Annotated in this window: 14 protein-coding genes; 5 read left to right on the forward strand and 9 right to left on the reverse strand. The window is 66.4% G+C overall.

The genetic code is table 11. The features are described from left to right. The first annotated feature begins 6 nt into the window (after nt 1–6). Together ACWGCN_RS05585 and cydB are read left to right on the forward strand one after the other, a co-directional pair. Nucleotides 7–1,500, forward strand: a complete 1,494-nt coding sequence (locus ACWGCN_RS05585; protein ID WP_452458888.1) for a cytochrome ubiquinol oxidase subunit I — start codon at nt 7–9, stop codon at nt 1,498–1,500. Between the two features lie 9 nt (nt 1,501–1,509). Next, on the forward strand, nt 1,510–2,532 hold the full coding sequence (gene cydB, locus ACWGCN_RS05590; RefSeq protein ID WP_452458875.1) for a cytochrome d ubiquinol oxidase subunit II: 1,023 nt from the start codon (nt 1,510–1,512) through the stop codon (nt 2,530–2,532). Between the two features lie 122 nt (nt 2,533–2,654). Here the strand turns inward: cydB and ACWGCN_RS05595 are convergent, their stop codons facing one another. The 8 genes from ACWGCN_RS05595 to ACWGCN_RS05630 form a co-directional block, all read right to left on the reverse strand. After that, a complete protein-coding gene (locus ACWGCN_RS05595; protein ID WP_452458876.1) occupies nt 2,655–3,380 on the reverse strand; it encodes a GNAT family N-acetyltransferase in 726 nt (241 codons plus the stop codon). Nucleotides 3,381–3,449: 69 nt separating this feature from the next. After that, nucleotides 3,450–4,421, reverse strand: coding sequence for a glycine betaine ABC transporter substrate-binding protein (locus ACWGCN_RS05600; RefSeq protein WP_449962142.1), 972 nt, complete (start codon nt 4,419–4,421; stop codon nt 3,450–3,452). Continuing rightward, entirely contained in the window at nt 4,418–5,155 is a 738-nt protein-coding gene (locus ACWGCN_RS05605) for an ABC transporter permease (RefSeq protein ID WP_378990051.1), read from the reverse strand. The genes ACWGCN_RS05600 and ACWGCN_RS05605 overlap by 4 nt, the downstream gene beginning before the upstream one ends. Continuing rightward, on the reverse strand, nt 5,152–6,429 hold the full coding sequence (locus tag ACWGCN_RS05610) for an ATP-binding cassette domain-containing protein (RefSeq protein WP_452458877.1): 1,278 nt from the start codon (nt 6,427–6,429) through the stop codon (nt 5,152–5,154). The genes ACWGCN_RS05605 and ACWGCN_RS05610 overlap by 4 nt, the downstream gene beginning before the upstream one ends. Further along, nucleotides 6,429–7,070 carry an ABC transporter permease gene (locus ACWGCN_RS05615; protein WP_378628901.1) on the reverse strand — a complete coding sequence of 214 codons (642 nt, stop codon included), beginning with the start codon at nt 7,068–7,070 and terminating at the stop codon, nt 6,429–6,431. Before ACWGCN_RS05615 ends, ACWGCN_RS05610 begins: the two co-directional genes overlap by 1 nt. 133 nt (nt 7,071–7,203) lie before the next feature. Beyond that, nucleotides 7,204–8,136: a TauD/TfdA dioxygenase family protein gene (locus ACWGCN_RS05620; RefSeq protein WP_379318476.1), complete on the reverse strand. Its 933-nt coding sequence runs from the start codon at nt 8,134–8,136 to the stop codon at nt 7,204–7,206. Nucleotides 8,137–8,245: 109 nt separating this feature from the next. Continuing rightward, on the reverse strand, nt 8,246–8,791 hold the full coding sequence (locus tag ACWGCN_RS05625; RefSeq protein ID WP_387444901.1) for a hypothetical protein: 546 nt from the start codon (nt 8,789–8,791) through the stop codon (nt 8,246–8,248). A gap of 152 nt (nt 8,792–8,943) precedes the next feature. Continuing rightward, nucleotides 8,944–9,702 (reverse strand): spermidine synthase, encoded by a 759-nt coding sequence (locus ACWGCN_RS05630; protein ID WP_452451222.1) that lies wholly within the window; start codon nt 9,700–9,702, stop codon nt 8,944–8,946. A 97-nt stretch (nt 9,703–9,799) separates the two neighbouring features. On the opposite strand from ACWGCN_RS05630, the gene ACWGCN_RS05635 reads away from it, so the two are divergent. Further along, nucleotides 9,800–10,405, forward strand: coding sequence for a TerD family protein (locus ACWGCN_RS05635; RefSeq protein WP_452458878.1), 606 nt, complete (start codon nt 9,800–9,802; stop codon nt 10,403–10,405). Between the two features lie 21 nt (nt 10,406–10,426). On the opposite strand, the gene ACWGCN_RS05640 is transcribed toward ACWGCN_RS05635, so the two are convergent. Beyond that, nucleotides 10,427–11,944 carry a hypothetical protein gene (locus ACWGCN_RS05640; RefSeq protein WP_452458879.1) on the reverse strand — a complete coding sequence of 506 codons (1,518 nt, stop codon included), beginning with the start codon at nt 11,942–11,944 and terminating at the stop codon, nt 10,427–10,429. Nucleotides 11,945–12,174: 230 nt separating this feature from the next. Here ACWGCN_RS05640 and ACWGCN_RS05645 point away from each other — a divergent pair, with 230 nt between their 5' ends. Continuing rightward, nucleotides 12,175–12,444 carry a hypothetical protein gene (locus ACWGCN_RS05645; RefSeq protein ID WP_378990060.1) on the forward strand — a complete coding sequence of 90 codons (270 nt, stop codon included), beginning with the start codon at nt 12,175–12,177 and terminating at the stop codon, nt 12,442–12,444. A 15-nt stretch (nt 12,445–12,459) separates the two neighbouring features. Then, the gene (gene glmS, locus ACWGCN_RS05650; protein ID WP_387444894.1) at nt 12,460–14,292 is read left to right on the forward strand and encodes a glutamine--fructose-6-phosphate transaminase (isomerizing); all 1,833 of its coding nucleotides are present in this window, start codon (nt 12,460–12,462) and stop codon (nt 14,290–14,292) included. The last annotated feature ends 20 nt before the right edge of the window (nt 14,293–14,312 follow it).

The following is a 14,312-nucleotide window of genomic DNA, read 5'->3' on the forward strand; positions in this document are numbered from 1 at the left end:
CTGGCAATGAGCACACTGGATGTCTCCAGATGGCAGTTCGGTATCACCACGGTCTACCATTTCATCTTCGTCCCGCTCACCATCGGACTGGCACCGCTCGTCGCGGGAATGCAGACGGCGTGGGTGATCACCGGAAAAGAACACTGGTACCGACTCACGAAGTTCTTCGGAAAACTGTTTCTGATCAACTTCGCCATCGGTGTCGCCACCGGCATCGTGCAGGAGTTCCAGTTCGGGATGAACTGGAGTGAGTACTCCCGGTTCGTCGGCGACGTCTTCGGAGCGCCACTGGCTTTCGAAGCGCTGGTCGCGTTCTTCCTGGAGTCGACATTCCTCGGATTGTGGATCTTCGGCTGGACTCGCCTGCCCAAACTCGTTCACCTCGCCACGATCTGGATCGTCGCGATCGGTGTCAACGCGTCGGCCTACTTCATCGTCGCCGCCAACTCGTTCATGCAGCACCCGGTCGGTGCGGAATACAATCCCGAGACCGGACGCGCCGAGCTGGACAGCATCTGGGCGCTGCTCACCAACAACACCACTCTCGCGGCGTTTCCCCATGTGGTCGCCGGCGCGTTCTTGACCGCGGCGACCTTCGTGGTCGGCATCGCGGGCTGGTTCATGGTGCGCAACATACGCAGTGGTGATGCCACGAAACTCGACGAAGCCAAGACCATGTGGCGCCCGGCGGCGCGGGCGGGCATGTGGGTGATCGCCGCGTCGATCGTCGTGGTGGGTCTGACCGGCGATATCCAGGGCAAGATCATGTTCGAACAGCAGCCGATGAAGATGGCGTCGGCGGAATCGCTGTGCCACACCGAGACCGATCCGAAGTTCTCGATCCTCACCGTCGGCACGCACAACAACTGCGACAGCGTTACGCATCTGCTGGAGGTTCCCTATGTCCTGCCGTTCCTGGCCGAGGGCAAGTTCACCGGCGTCACGTTGCAGGGCGTGGAGGATCTGCAGAAGTCCTACGTCGAGGACTACGGGCCCGGTAACTACCGGCCCAACCTCTTCGTCACCTACTGGGGCTTCCGCGGCATGATCGGTCTGCTGGCCGGACCGGCGCTCTTGCTGCTGGCCGGACTCTGGATGACCCGCGGCGGCCGAGTTCCCGACACACGCTGGTTCTCCTGGCTGTGCCTGATCGCCATCCCGACCCCGTTCCTGGCCAACAGCGCGGGCTGGGTCTTCACCGAGATGGGACGTCAGCCGTGGGTGGTGGTGCCGAACCTGACCGGCGACAAGACCATTCGCATGACGGTGGCGCAAGGCGTCTCCGATCACGCACCGGCAACGGTCATCTTCTCCCTCGCTGTCTTCACGCTGCTCTACGGCGCGCTGGCGGTGGTCTGGTACTACCTGATGCATCGCTACACCGTGGTCGGGCCCGAACCAGGGCCGACGGCTTCCGATGACGAGTTCGGTCCCGATGACGACGGCGGTGGCGGCAGGCACCGCGCCGAACCCGTCGAGCCGCTGTCCTTCGCGTACTAGGAGACGACGATGAGTCTGCAGCAATTCTGGTTCGTGTTGGTCGCCGTGCTGTTCACCGGCTACTTCATCCTCGAGGGCTTCGACTTCGGCGTCGGCATGCTGATGCCGATCCTCGGTAAGGGTTCCGATGTGCGCAGGCGCGTCGTGCTCAACACCATCGGCCCGGTGTGGGACGGCAACGAGGTCTGGCTGATCACCGCGGGCGGTGCGATGTTCGCGGCGTTTCCCGAGTGGTACGCGAGCTTGTTCTCCGGGTTCTATCTGGCCCTGCTGTTGTTGCTGGTCGCGTTGATCCTGCGAATCTGTGCGATCGAGTGGCGATCGAAGATCAACTCGCCGAAGTGGCGGGCCTGGTGCGACATCGGCATCGGCATCGGCTCGTGGATTCCGGCACTGGCGTGGGGCTGGGTGTTCGCCAACCTCGTGCGCGGGGTACCGCTGAACGAGAAGCGACAGGTCGGCGGCTCGGTGTGGGATCTGCTCAGCCCCTACGCGCTGCTCGGCGCGGCGACCACGGCCATCCTGTTCGCCCTGCACGGCGCGATCTTCCTCGCGCTCAAGACCGGTGGTGAAGTCCGCGACGATGCCCGCGTATGCGTGCGGATCCTGTTCGTGCCCACCGTGGTGATCGTCGGCGGGTTCGGGCTGTGGACTCAGCTCGCCTACGGCTCCGGCTGGACCTGGGCCGCGCTCGGCGCGGCCGTGCTCGGCCTGGTCGTCGCCGGTGGGGCCACCGGCGCGGCCCGTGACGGCTGGGCGTTCATCGGCACCACCGTCACGATCGCCGCGGCCACCATCCTGCTGGTCGGCTCGCTCTACCCGAACGTGATGCCCTCGACGATCGACCCCGCGTTCGATCTGAACATCCACAACGCCTCCTCCAGCCACTACACCCTCCAGGTGATGAGCTGGGCAGCGGTCCTGTGCACCCCGGTGGTCCTGATCTACCAGGGCTGGACCTACTGGGTCTTCCGCAAACGACTCACCGTCGAACAGATTCCCGAACCGACCGGGCTGCCGCTCTCGAAATAGGCTTTCGGCAACTGCGCAGTGTGAGGGCCTGCCGAGTAGTCGGATCGCCGGCAGGACAGGCTACGCAAACGCGAAACCCTCGTGGCGCCTACGCGTATCAGCGCATCGGTGGCCGGCCGCGTTCAGCGTAGGGGTGCCGCGGACGAGTTCACGGAATGCCCGAGATCGTGAAGCCGACCGGCAAGACGCGCTCTGACGTCCGGCCAGTCTTCCACCGTGATCGAGAACAGCACGGAGTCGCGAATGGTGCCGTCGGCGCGCCGGGAATAGCGGCGCAGTGTGCCTTCGTACCGGGCGCCGAGGCGCGCGATGGCCTGTTGCGAACGGTGATTGCGCACATCGGTTTTGAGCTCGACGCGACCGGCACCCAGCGTGTCGAACGCATAGCCCAGGAGCAGCCACTTGGCCTCCGGGTTCACCCCGCTCGCCCACACGCCCGGGGCGAAGAGGGTGGCGCCGATCTCCAACCGGGCATCCCTCGCTCGGGTTTCGAGATAGGAGGTCATCCCGACGATCGCACCGACCGGGTGGCCGGCGATGGCCCGGCGCGTTCGGACAATCCACAGATGGTTCTCCGGCGTCGCGTGCCACGACCGCAGGAACACCTCGAGTTCCTGTCGATCGCGCGGACGAAACGGAATGTGGGCCCACACGACATCGTGATCGAGCACCGCGAACAACTCGGCCGCGTCCGCTGCCGGATCGACCGGGCTCAACCGCACTGTCTCACCGACGAGTTCGGCATCCGGGGCAACCGGCCACTTCAGCTCCGGCCACACCTCATCGGTCGGCCGCGGGTCCGGCACCGGATCGAAACGCTGCACGTCGGCAAGACCATCCTGAGGCACAGCGCGATCATAGACCGGCGTCGATCACGTTCCCCGGCGCTGGATCGCCCGCGGCAGCGTGCCGCTGCGCTAGGCGATCAGTTTCGCGCTTTTCAGCCAGTCGTAGGCGACGTCGGCGGGGTCTTCTCCGTCGATGTCTACACGGCCGTTGAGTTCTCGCATCAGGTCGTCGGTGAGCAGTTCGGAGATCGTGCCGAGGAGTTCGCGCAGTTCGGGGTGGGCGGCGAGGACGGGGCCCCGCACGACCGCGGTCCCGCTGTAGGGCAGGAAGAACTTCTTGTCGTCGTCCAGGACCACCAGGTTCAGGTTCTTGACGCGGCCGTCGGTGGTGTAGACCATGCCGAAGTGGCAGGGAGAGTCTTTGGCGGTCGCGGTGTAGACGACGCCGGCGTCCATGCGGGTGACGTTGCCCGCGGGCACACCGTTGGGATCGTTGTAGGGGATGCCGTATTTCTGCAGCATCGGAATGAAACCATCCGAGCGACTGAAGAATTCGTCGTCGACACAGAACGTTCGTTCGGCAACCGGCAGCGCGGCCACGTCCGAGAGTGACTTCACGCCGAGTCGCTGCGCGGTCGGTGTCGACGCACCGAACGCGTAGGTGTCGTTGAAGTTGGACGGGGGCAGCCATTCCAGGTCGTAATCACGCTTTTCGACATCGTGGACGCGCTGCCACAGCTCCTGCGGGTCCACGATCGTCTCGGTCTCGTTGTGGTAGTTGACCCAGCCGGTGCCGGTGTATTCCCACAGCACGTCGGCGTCGCCGTTGAGCTGGGCCTGCCGTGACGAGGCCGACCCCGGCGCGCCGGTCAGATCGGTGACCGAGGCCCCCGCCGCGGCCAGGTAGGTCGCGGTGATCTTGCCGAGCAACACCCCCTCGGTGAAGCTCTTCGAGGTGACGACCAGTTTCGCGCCGTCGAGGGGACGTTCGCCGCCGGGCAGGCTCGCGTCGTGGAAGGTGCCCGACGAGCTCACCAGGCCACACCCGGCGAGCAACGACAGCGTCGCGACCAGCGCGGTAATCAACGGGACTCGCCTCATGAGACACCTCGTGGGGTCGCGGCCAGTTCGACGAGTCGGCCGAGCCAATCGATGATCAACGCCAGCAACCCGACGAGCACGGCGCCGGAGATGAGCAGCTTGGGCAGGAACAGGGTGACACCGGTCGTGATCAGCGTGCCCAGGCTGGTCGCGCCGATGAAGGTGCTCAGCGTCGCGGTGCCGACCAAGATGACCAGCGCGGTGCGCACGCCGTTGAGGATCACCGGCACGGCCAGCGGCAATTCGACCTGAACCAGCGTCCGCCCGGCCGAGAAGCCGATGCCGCGAGCGGCCTCGATGGTGCGGTGATCGACCTGCCGCAGCCCAACGATCGTGTTCTGCAGGATCGGCAGGATCGCGTAGACGACGAGACCGACGACCGCCGTGCGGAACCCGGTGCCGAGCCAGAAGGTGAACAGCACGAGCAGTCCGACGGCGGGCGCGGCCTGACCGATATTGGCGATGTTGACGGCGATCGGCTCGAACCGCTGCAACGCGGGCCTGGTCAAGGCGATGCCGAGCGGAATCGCGACCACCACCACGATCAGCGTGGCGACCACCGTGAGCCGGATGTGCTCGAGGATCGTGGTCTGCAGATTGGCCCAGCCGAGCGAGGCCTGTTCGGTCGCGGTGAACGTCGACGACTGATACCAGAGCACGTATCCGATGCCGATCACGACGATGATGAGCGGTTCGAACCACACATCGATCGGGACCCGGCGCAGTCGGTTCATGCCGGTCCGGCCGATCCGTGTTCGTCGGCGGCGACGACCGGGGTGGGTGTGGGATCGGAACCGTCGACGTAGGTTTCGTAGGACAGGTCCTCGGCGGCGGCGTGCCCTTCGGCGAGCTTGGTCTGGATCACGTCGGTCACCGAGCCGATGTTCAGCGAGCCGACTACGGCGCCGCGACCGTCGGTGACCAGGGTCGCCCCCTGACTGGCGGCGAGCATGGCGTCGAGCGCGTCGTTGAGGGTCGAGGACTGCGCGACGACGGGCAGCCGGCGATCGAGGTAGTCCGAAACCTCCGGCTTGCTCGCCACTTCCGGCAGCGAGGGCCACGACCGCGGCCGCCCCGCGTCGTCGACGACCACCACCCAGGTGTGTCCCGCGGCTTTCGCCCGCCCGATCACGACCTGCGAGGATTCGCCGATCTTGGCGGTGGTCACCGGGTCGACCTCCACATCGCGGACCCGAGACACCGTGAGATAGGCCAGTTTCGCGCCCGATCCGACGAACTCCTCGACGAACGGCGTCGCCGGGTCGGTGAGGATCTCCTCCGGTGTCGCGTACTGCTCGACGTGTCCGCCCTCGGACAGGATGAGCACCTTGTCACCGAGTTTGGTGGCTTCCTCGAAGTCGTGGGTGACGATCACGATGGTCTTGCCGAGTTCGTGCTGGATCGCGATCAGACTGTCCTGCAGGCGAACCCGGGTGATCGGGTCCACCGCGCCGAACGGTTCGTCCATCAGCAGCACCGGCGGGTCGGCCGCGAGCGCGCGGGCGACGCCGACACGCTGCTGCTGGCCGCCGGACATGTCCTTGGGCAGACGGTCGGCGAAGGTCGCGGGGTCGAGACCGACCAGATCCAGGAGATATTCGGTGCGTTCGGCGATTCGCTTCTTGTCCCAGCCGAGCACCCGCGGGATCGCGCCGATGTTCTTGGCGACCGACCAGTGCGGGAACAGCCCACCGGACTGGATGACATAGCCGATCGACTGCCGCAGCTTGTCGGGATCTTCGCGGGTCACGTCACGTCCGCCGATGAATATCCGGCCCTCGGTCGGCTCGATCAGCCGGTTGATCATCTTGAGCGTGGTCGTCTTACCGCAGCCCGAAGGTCCGACGAACGCGACGATATTGCCGGCCTCGATCTCGAGGTCCAGGCGTTCGACGGCGGGGGTGTCCTGGCCCTTGTACCGCTTGACGACCCCGTCCAAGGTGATGGAGTCGCCGGTCACGTTGCGCTGGGGCGCGGTCGGCGCGGGCTGGCTGGTCACATCGGTCATCACAGTCCCTTGGCAATCGTGAGGCGTCCGAGCAGGACGAGGAGCGCGTCGAAGACCAACGCGATGGCAACGATGAGAATGGTTCCGGTGAGCGCCATTTCGAGCGCGTTGGCCCCGCCGAGACGCGACAGGCCGTTGAAGATCAGCGAGCCGAGGCCGGGCCCGAGGACGTAGGCCACGATCGCGGCGACACCGACGATCATCTGGGTCGAGACCCTGATCCCGGTGAGGATCACCGGCCAGGCGATCGGCAGCTCGACGGTGAGCAGGATCCGCCAGCGCGAAAGTCCGATGCCGCGCGCGGATTCGACGACCGTGGCAGGCACCGATCGCAGCCCGACGATCGCGTTACCGATCACCGGCAGGGCCGCGAAGAACGCCAGCATGATGAACGACGGCACCACACCGAGGCCGAACGGGACCAGCAGCAATGCCAGCAGTGCCAGCGAGGGGATCGTCAACGCGACCCGGCTCGAGGTGAGGGTCAACGCCGATGCCAGCGGCAACCGATACACCGCCACCGCGATGAGGATCGCGACGACGGTGCCGACCAGCACGGTCTGAAAGGCCAGCGACGCATGCTGATAGGTGAGGAAGGTCAACACCTCGCCTCGGTCCTGGACATAGCTCCACAAATTCACGGCATTCCCATCGTCGGACTGAGCCAGTGGGTACCTGTTCGCGCGTGATCAACGGTCGAATGTGCCGTCGAAGGATAGTCGATACCGGGTGTTGGCCCGGGGACGCGCGCGAGCTGGTGGCGGTCGATGATGGTTATGCCGCACGCTCGAGCGGTGCGGTGTACGGCTCGGCGTCGCCGGCGATCACCGTGCTCGCGGTGCCGTCGATCCCGACGGGGACCGGACCGCCCAGCGTGATGCGGGTGAGCCTGCGGTGCTCGCTGCCGTCGTAGTCGTCGATGGCGTAGTGCTGAGTGGCCCGGTTGTCCCAGATCGCGACGTCGCCCAGCGACCAGTTCCAGCGGGCGGTGTGCTCGAGGCGGGTGATCCGGTCCTGGAACAGCCGGAACAGTGCCCGCGACTCGTTGCTCGACAGCCCGACGATCTCCTTGACGAAGCAGCCGAGCAGCAGGGCGCGCTCACCGGTCTCGGGGTGCACCTCCACCACGGGGTGCTCGGTCTCGAAATAGGTGGACTCGAACTCGCGACGGTAGTCGCGGTCGGTATCGGCGGGTCGGTCCTGGATCTCGGCGGCGTAGTCGTAGCGGTTCGAATGCCGCGCGCGCAGGCTCTCGGCGAGTCGCTGGAGTGGCTCCGGCAGCGAGTTGTAGGCGGCCACGGTCGAAGCCCAGGTGGTCGAACCGCCGTAGCTGGGCAGGGCGACCGCACGCAGGATGGAAGCCTGCGGGACACGATCGACGAAGGTGACATCGGTGTGCCAGACGTTGGACCGCGTCTGGTGCGAGTCGATGGCCAGGCTCTTCGCACCGGCGGAGGTGACCGTCGGGTGCGGGGTGGTCGGGTTGCCGAGCAACTGCGCGAACTCGTACTGCCCGTCCTCGGTCAGGTGGTGCTGGCCCCGGAAGAAGATCACCTTGTGCTCGCTGAGCGCGGCGCGGATGGTGGCCACCGTTCGCGCGTCCAGGTCACCACCGAGCCGAACCCCGTCGACCTGAGCGCCGATGTGGGCGCCGAGCTTGACCACCCGCACCGCGCTCCCGGGTACAGCTGCGTCATGGACGGACATACGGAGGCCTCTCACTCGAACCTGGACGATCTCGTCACACGAAACCAGCAGGAACGCGCCGCGACCATCATTGAATTCAGGCTGAGCGGAATGGCCGAATCGGTGGGGATTACGGTATGCGCAATTCCGCCGCGCTGTGCCCCTGGGATGTCCAAGTACTGAATCGCGATTCGGCCGCTTCCGCCGACGGCGCGCTGATCACCCGGGCGACCGCTTCCCACGACGCTCCCGACGCGCGCACGAAGCGGACGGCTTCGACGAGGCGCCGCTGTGCCGACGCCGTGTCCTCGAACGCCAGGCGCACCGGAATCAGCGCCTGCATCTCGAGCTGGTGATAGTCCCATTCGGCCAGGACCAGGCGGGCGAGGTCGGCGTCGAGCCGTCCGGTGGAGCAATGCAGCACCCGCGCGGAGGGGGCGTGGTCGGCGGACAGATCGGTGCGTAGCCAGGTTCGTCCGTGCCAGCCGTCGCAGGAGCACAGTGCGCGCCACCCGATCACCTCCTCCGGTCGGCGCGGGTGGCTGTCGGTGGGGGCAAGCGGCCGGGCATCGTTGGCGACCGTCGCGCGGGGGCTCGGGGCGTCACTGCGTCCGTACAACCCATCCGTGAAGATGTCGGCTACCCATCCGCGATGGTTTTCGAGCAAGCTGTTCATCCTGACTCCGATGTCGAATCCGAAAAGCTCGATCCCGAACCGGCCCGTCATGACGCGATCGCCGGAGGTTCGGTGTGTGGGACAACTACTCCCAGACACTTACGATCAACCTCAGCGACGCCGACGGCAATCACTTCGCCGCATTGTTGTTCCTAGTCACATAATGCCTGGTCGCGGTCTGTGCTCCGAGCGCGGTGGGACCTGGTCGCGAGGTAGATCGTCGCGCCGGATCGCCCGCGGGTCAGCGGGTTGTCGAACAGGATCGGCCGCGCCTCCACATCGATGAAGGCGGATTCCAGAATTTCGCGGAACTCGTCATCTGGTGCGTCGTCGGACCACATCGCAAAGGTGCCGCCGTCGACCAGGTGTTGCGCGACCGCGCGCAGGCCCTCGCGGGTGTAGAACTCGGCATTCGAACCGTGCAGGACATGGCGTGGTGAATGGTCGATGTCGAGCAGCAGCGCGTCGTACACGCGTCCCGGTTGTGCCGGATCGAATCCCACCGGCCCCGCCGCCGCGGCGAAGAAGTCCGCGCAGACGAGCTCGACCCGGGAGTCGGCAGCCAACCCGGCGGTGTCGGGCAGCAGCTCACGGCGATGCCACTCGATGACGGCGTCGGAGTACTCGATCACCGTGAGCGCGTGAATTCGTGGGTCCAGCAACGCTTCTCGCGCGGTGTATCCCAAGCCGAGCCCACCGACGAGCACATCCAGCCGGTCGCCGGGCGTGCGCCCCAATCCCAGCCGCGACAGCGCGCGTTCGGCGACGGTGAACAAGCTCGACATCAGGTACTCGTCACCGAGCTTCACCTCGTAGACATCGGCCCGCACCGTCGGATCGAAGCGTCGACGCAGACTGATCTCGCCGATCGGGGTCTGCCGCCAGCCGAGTTCTTCGAAGCGTGCGCTCATCGCCGTCACGGTAGTCCCGTGGCGACCACAACCCGGCCGGACGGCGCGCACAGCACGCAGCCAGATTTGTGCTGGGCGTGATCTTTACCCCATGTTTATGGGTCGACGAGCCGGGAAGTCTGGTCGGCAACCCTGCTCGTCCTCGGTCGGGCGGGTTTCTATCGGCCAGGAGTACCGCATGACGCACGCAATCACCCACCTCAGCATGGGCCTGGGCTGGGACCCGGCCCACGCCAACGGAATGCATCCCCGCCGCAAGGACATCGATCTCAACGCGGCGGCGCTGTCGTTCGCCGGCGAGAACTTCGTCGATGTCGCCTTCCACGAGCAGCTCACCTCGCGCGACGGCGCGCTGCGCCATCTCGGGGACAGCGTCACCGGCGACGGGGACGGCGACAACGAAGTGATCGTGGTCGACCTGGCCCTCCTCGATCCCGCCGTCACCACGATCGTGTTCCTGGTGACCTGCTACACCGGCCAGCGGTTCGACCAGATCGCCAACGGCTTCTGCCGCGTCGTCGACAATGTCACCGGTATCGAATTGATCCGCATCGATCTCGACAGCGTCGGCGCCCACACCGGCATCGTCGTCGGCAAACTGCACCGCCCCCACCAGGATTGGGCCTTCACCCTGATCCGCCAACCGATCATCGCCCAGCACGTGGTCAACGCCGTCCCTCAGCTCACCGCCTATCTTCACTGAGAGCAACGACCCATCCCGTCGTCACTCCGCCAAACGGTCGCGGGCTCGCAGGCGCGTCTCGAGTGCGTCGAGTACGTGTGTCACGTCCGCGTCGAACTCCTCGGCGAGCATTTCGAGTAGCGCCGCACCGATCAGCAGCAGCGTGGAGAAGACCACGGGGGCGATGGGTTCGGTCGCCTCGAGCAGGGGGCGGGTGCGGGGCGCACCGCCATGATGCCAGGACTCGAGCAGGGCCAGTGCGCCCTGGAGATAGATCGGTGGTTCCGGGCGGGCGCTCAGCGCGGGGATCGCCCGATCGGCCGCGCGGCGCAGGATATCGGAGATGGACTCGACGCCCGGGGCCATGGCCTCCATCGCGCAACAGGCCAAACGCAGGGCACCGTCCAGATGACGCGGACTGTAGCGGGCCGACTCCGGGATCTGGTCCCAGGGCAGGCGCAGGACGCGAAGCAGATCGGCGGTGATCGCGGTCGCCGCCGGCGCCTGCGCCGTCGCCGGGGCCGAACCGGACGTGTGATCGACGCCGAGCATGATCTCGAGCCCGATCGCCGATGCCATGAGATCGCCTCGGCTGCTGCGGGTTTCACGTCGATGGCGGCGGTCCTCGACCAGCAGCCAGCCGACCGTCTGCGCGTCGGCGGTCCGCAGCAGTTTCGCGTCGGCCTGCCAGCCGTTCGCGGTATCGCAGCGCGACAGCGCGCAGACCAGATCGGCCATGACGTGGTTGGCGGTGACCAGCGTCGGCTGATGCCGTGGACGGCGTGACACCACCGGAAGATCACCCAGCCTGGCCGAGGAGGACACGAACGACATCGCGGTGAGTGCCGCCGCGGCGGTACGCGCGGCGGCCACGGCGTCGGCGGCGTTGGTGCGCAGCAGCGCGCGATGGATCGAGTCCGCCAGCGGCGCGACGCCGAACTCCGCGTAGTGCAGCAACAACCAGGCCAGCGGCATGTCGCCGAGGACCGGCGCGAGCCGTTCGTTCAGCTCGTACAGCAACGCGGCCGACTGCTCCGGCTGACGTGATCGCGGCGCCTCCCCGGTGAGGTCACGCCATTCGAGCAGTGCCAGATAATTGGGTAGCAGCAAGCTATCGACCAGCTCACTCACCTGAGCGATGACGAATTCGAAATCCAGTTCCGTCATCGCCCCCGGCCCGACCGAATTCACCACCGGGTTACCGTCGAACGGATCGAAACCCGATTCGTCCAGAGCCAGATCGAACAACAACTCCGCGTGCCCGAGCCTGCCGACGACTCTGCCGACAAAGGGCACCACCCCTCCGTCTTCCACCGCAGTTGCCGCACCGAGAAGGCAATTCACCATCGCGCCTTCGGCTTTCGCGTGCGCACAGAACCTGCGCAGCCGCTGGTGCACGATATCCTCGGTATCGAAACCCGTGCGCACGATCTCTTCCGCGATCGTCACGATTGCCGCGTCGACGACGTATTCTGGCCTGCCGCCTGCTTCATCCGATGCCGACGCGGGGCCCGCGAAATAGAGCCGGTCACTGAATGCGTCGCCCATTCGTCGCCTCACCACAACCTCCACTCGGATGCGCAGTATTCCGTGTACTCGACACCCTTCCAGCAAATTGTTCGCAAGTCGCGGCTCACACCTCACAAGGCGATAACGGCATGAACTCCGCGCGCATCGGCCGGACCGACTGCATGCATGACGCGTCCCATCGAGGCGCAGTCGCGACACAATCTGCCCGAATTCGGGCAGGGATGTTGGCGAACCCGGTCGGGGCAGGCATGATCGTGCGAGTGAATGACGGGGTACCCACCGAGTTGGTCCGCTATGTCGTGGCGTCCACCGGCCTACCCGAACGCGTGGCGGCCCGGGTCGTCGCCGACATCGTCGGCTACTTCGACGAGACGGCCGAGCAGTTCGTCCGGCGCAGGCATGCCGAGCTGCAAGCTCGGGAGATGCGCAATGCCGAGATCTGGCGACGCCTCGAGATCGAACTCGGCGAGCGCCCGGTCGCGGCACCGTCATTCACCGAACGACAACTTCGTCGCATCGTCTACGGGTAAGGGGTTCATCACGCCATGTGTGGAATCGTCGGATACATCGGTCACCGGCAAGCTGTTCCCGTGCTGCTGGAGGGTCTGCATCGGCTCGAATATCGCGGCTACGATTCGGCCGGATTGGCACTGCCGCATCGCGGCAAGGCGCGCGTGTGCAAAACCCGGGGCAGGGTGCAGGACCTGCGCGACAAGGCCGACACCACCGCTCTGCGCGGCACCGTCGGCATCGCGCACACCCGCTGGGCCACCCACGGCGAGCCCAGTGACGCCAACGCCCACCCGCATACCGATGTCAGCGGCCGTATCGCCGTGGTGCACAACGGTATCGTCGAGAACGCCGAACAACTGCGGGCCGAGCTGACCGCGCTCGGCATCGATCTCGTCTCCGACACCGACACCGAGGTGATCGCCCACCTGGTCGCGCGCGAACTCGAGGAATCCGAATCTCTCGAAGACGCCGTTCGCGCCGCGCTGCACCGGGTCCGCGGCACCTACGGTCTGCTGGTCCTCGACGCGCGCCGCCCGGCCGAGCTGGTGGTCGCCCGCAACGGCAGCCCCATCGTGCTCGGCGTCGGCGACGGCGAGATGTTCGTGGCCTCCGATGTCGCCGCCCTCGTCCACCACACCCAGCGGGTGGTGTTCCTCGACGACGGCGAGCTCGCGACCATCCGCGACAGCGAATTCCGCACCAGCACACTGGGAGTCGAGTCCGAACAGACCGACAAGACCCCGACCACCATCGACATGGTGGCCGAGGACTACGCGCTCGGCGGATTCCCCGACTTCATGCGCAAGGAGATCGCCGAACAGAGCGAGGCGGTGCGCCGAGCGCTGCGTGGGCGCCTCGACGACCGCTTCGCCACCGCCCACCTCGGCGGGTTGAACATGGACGCCCGCGAACTGCGCAGTATCAGCAAGGTCGTCTTCCTCGGTTGCGGTTCGGCCTACTACGCGGGCCAGCTCGGTGCCCAGCTGATCGAGGAACTCGCCCGTATTCCGGCCACCGCGGAACCGGCCTCGGAGTTCCGCTACCGCAATCCGGTCGTCGATCCCGACGCGCTCTACGTCGCGATCAGTCAGTCCGGCGAAACCCTCGATACCCTCGCCGCGGTGCAGGAGCTACAGCGCAAGGGCGGCCGGGTCATCGGCGCCGTCAACGCGGTGGGCAGCGCGATCGCTCGCCAGTGCGGGGCAGGGGTGTTCCTGCACGCGGGCCCGGAGATCTCGGTTGCCTCGACCAAGGCATTGACCAATATGACCGTGTCGTTCACGATGCTGGCCCTGCTGCTGGGCCGGGTTCGCGACCTGTCGGCCGCCGACGGCCATCGCATCGTCGACGGCCTGCGCGCCCTGCCCGCCGCCATCGACCAGGTCCTCACCGACGAAGACGCGATCGCCGAGATCGCGCACCGTTACGCCAAGGCCCGCAGCATGTTCTTCATCGGCCGGGTGCGGGCGTGGCCGGTCGCCCGCGAAGGCGCGCAGAAGCTCAAGGAGGTCTCCTACGTGCACGCCGAGGCCTATCAGGCCTCCGAGCTCAAACACGGCCCGCTCGCGCTGATCGACCAGGAGATGCCGAGCGTGGTGATCGTCCCCGACGACGAACTGCTGGCCAAGAACCTCAGCACCATCGAACAGATCAAGGCACGCGGCGGACCCGTGATCGCCGTCACGAACGCGGACCTGCCGCCGGACGCGGCCGACGAAGTGATCCGGGTCCCGCGCGTCGCACCGGAATTGGACCCGATGCTGCTCACGATTCCGCTGCAGCTGCTCGCCTATCACACGGCCATCGCGCTCGGGCGCGATGTCGACAAGCCGCGCAACCTCGCGAAAAGCGTCACCGTGGAGTAGTTGTCGCGTGGAGTGCGACG

This window comes from Nocardia sp. NPDC055050 (assembly GCF_053608345.1).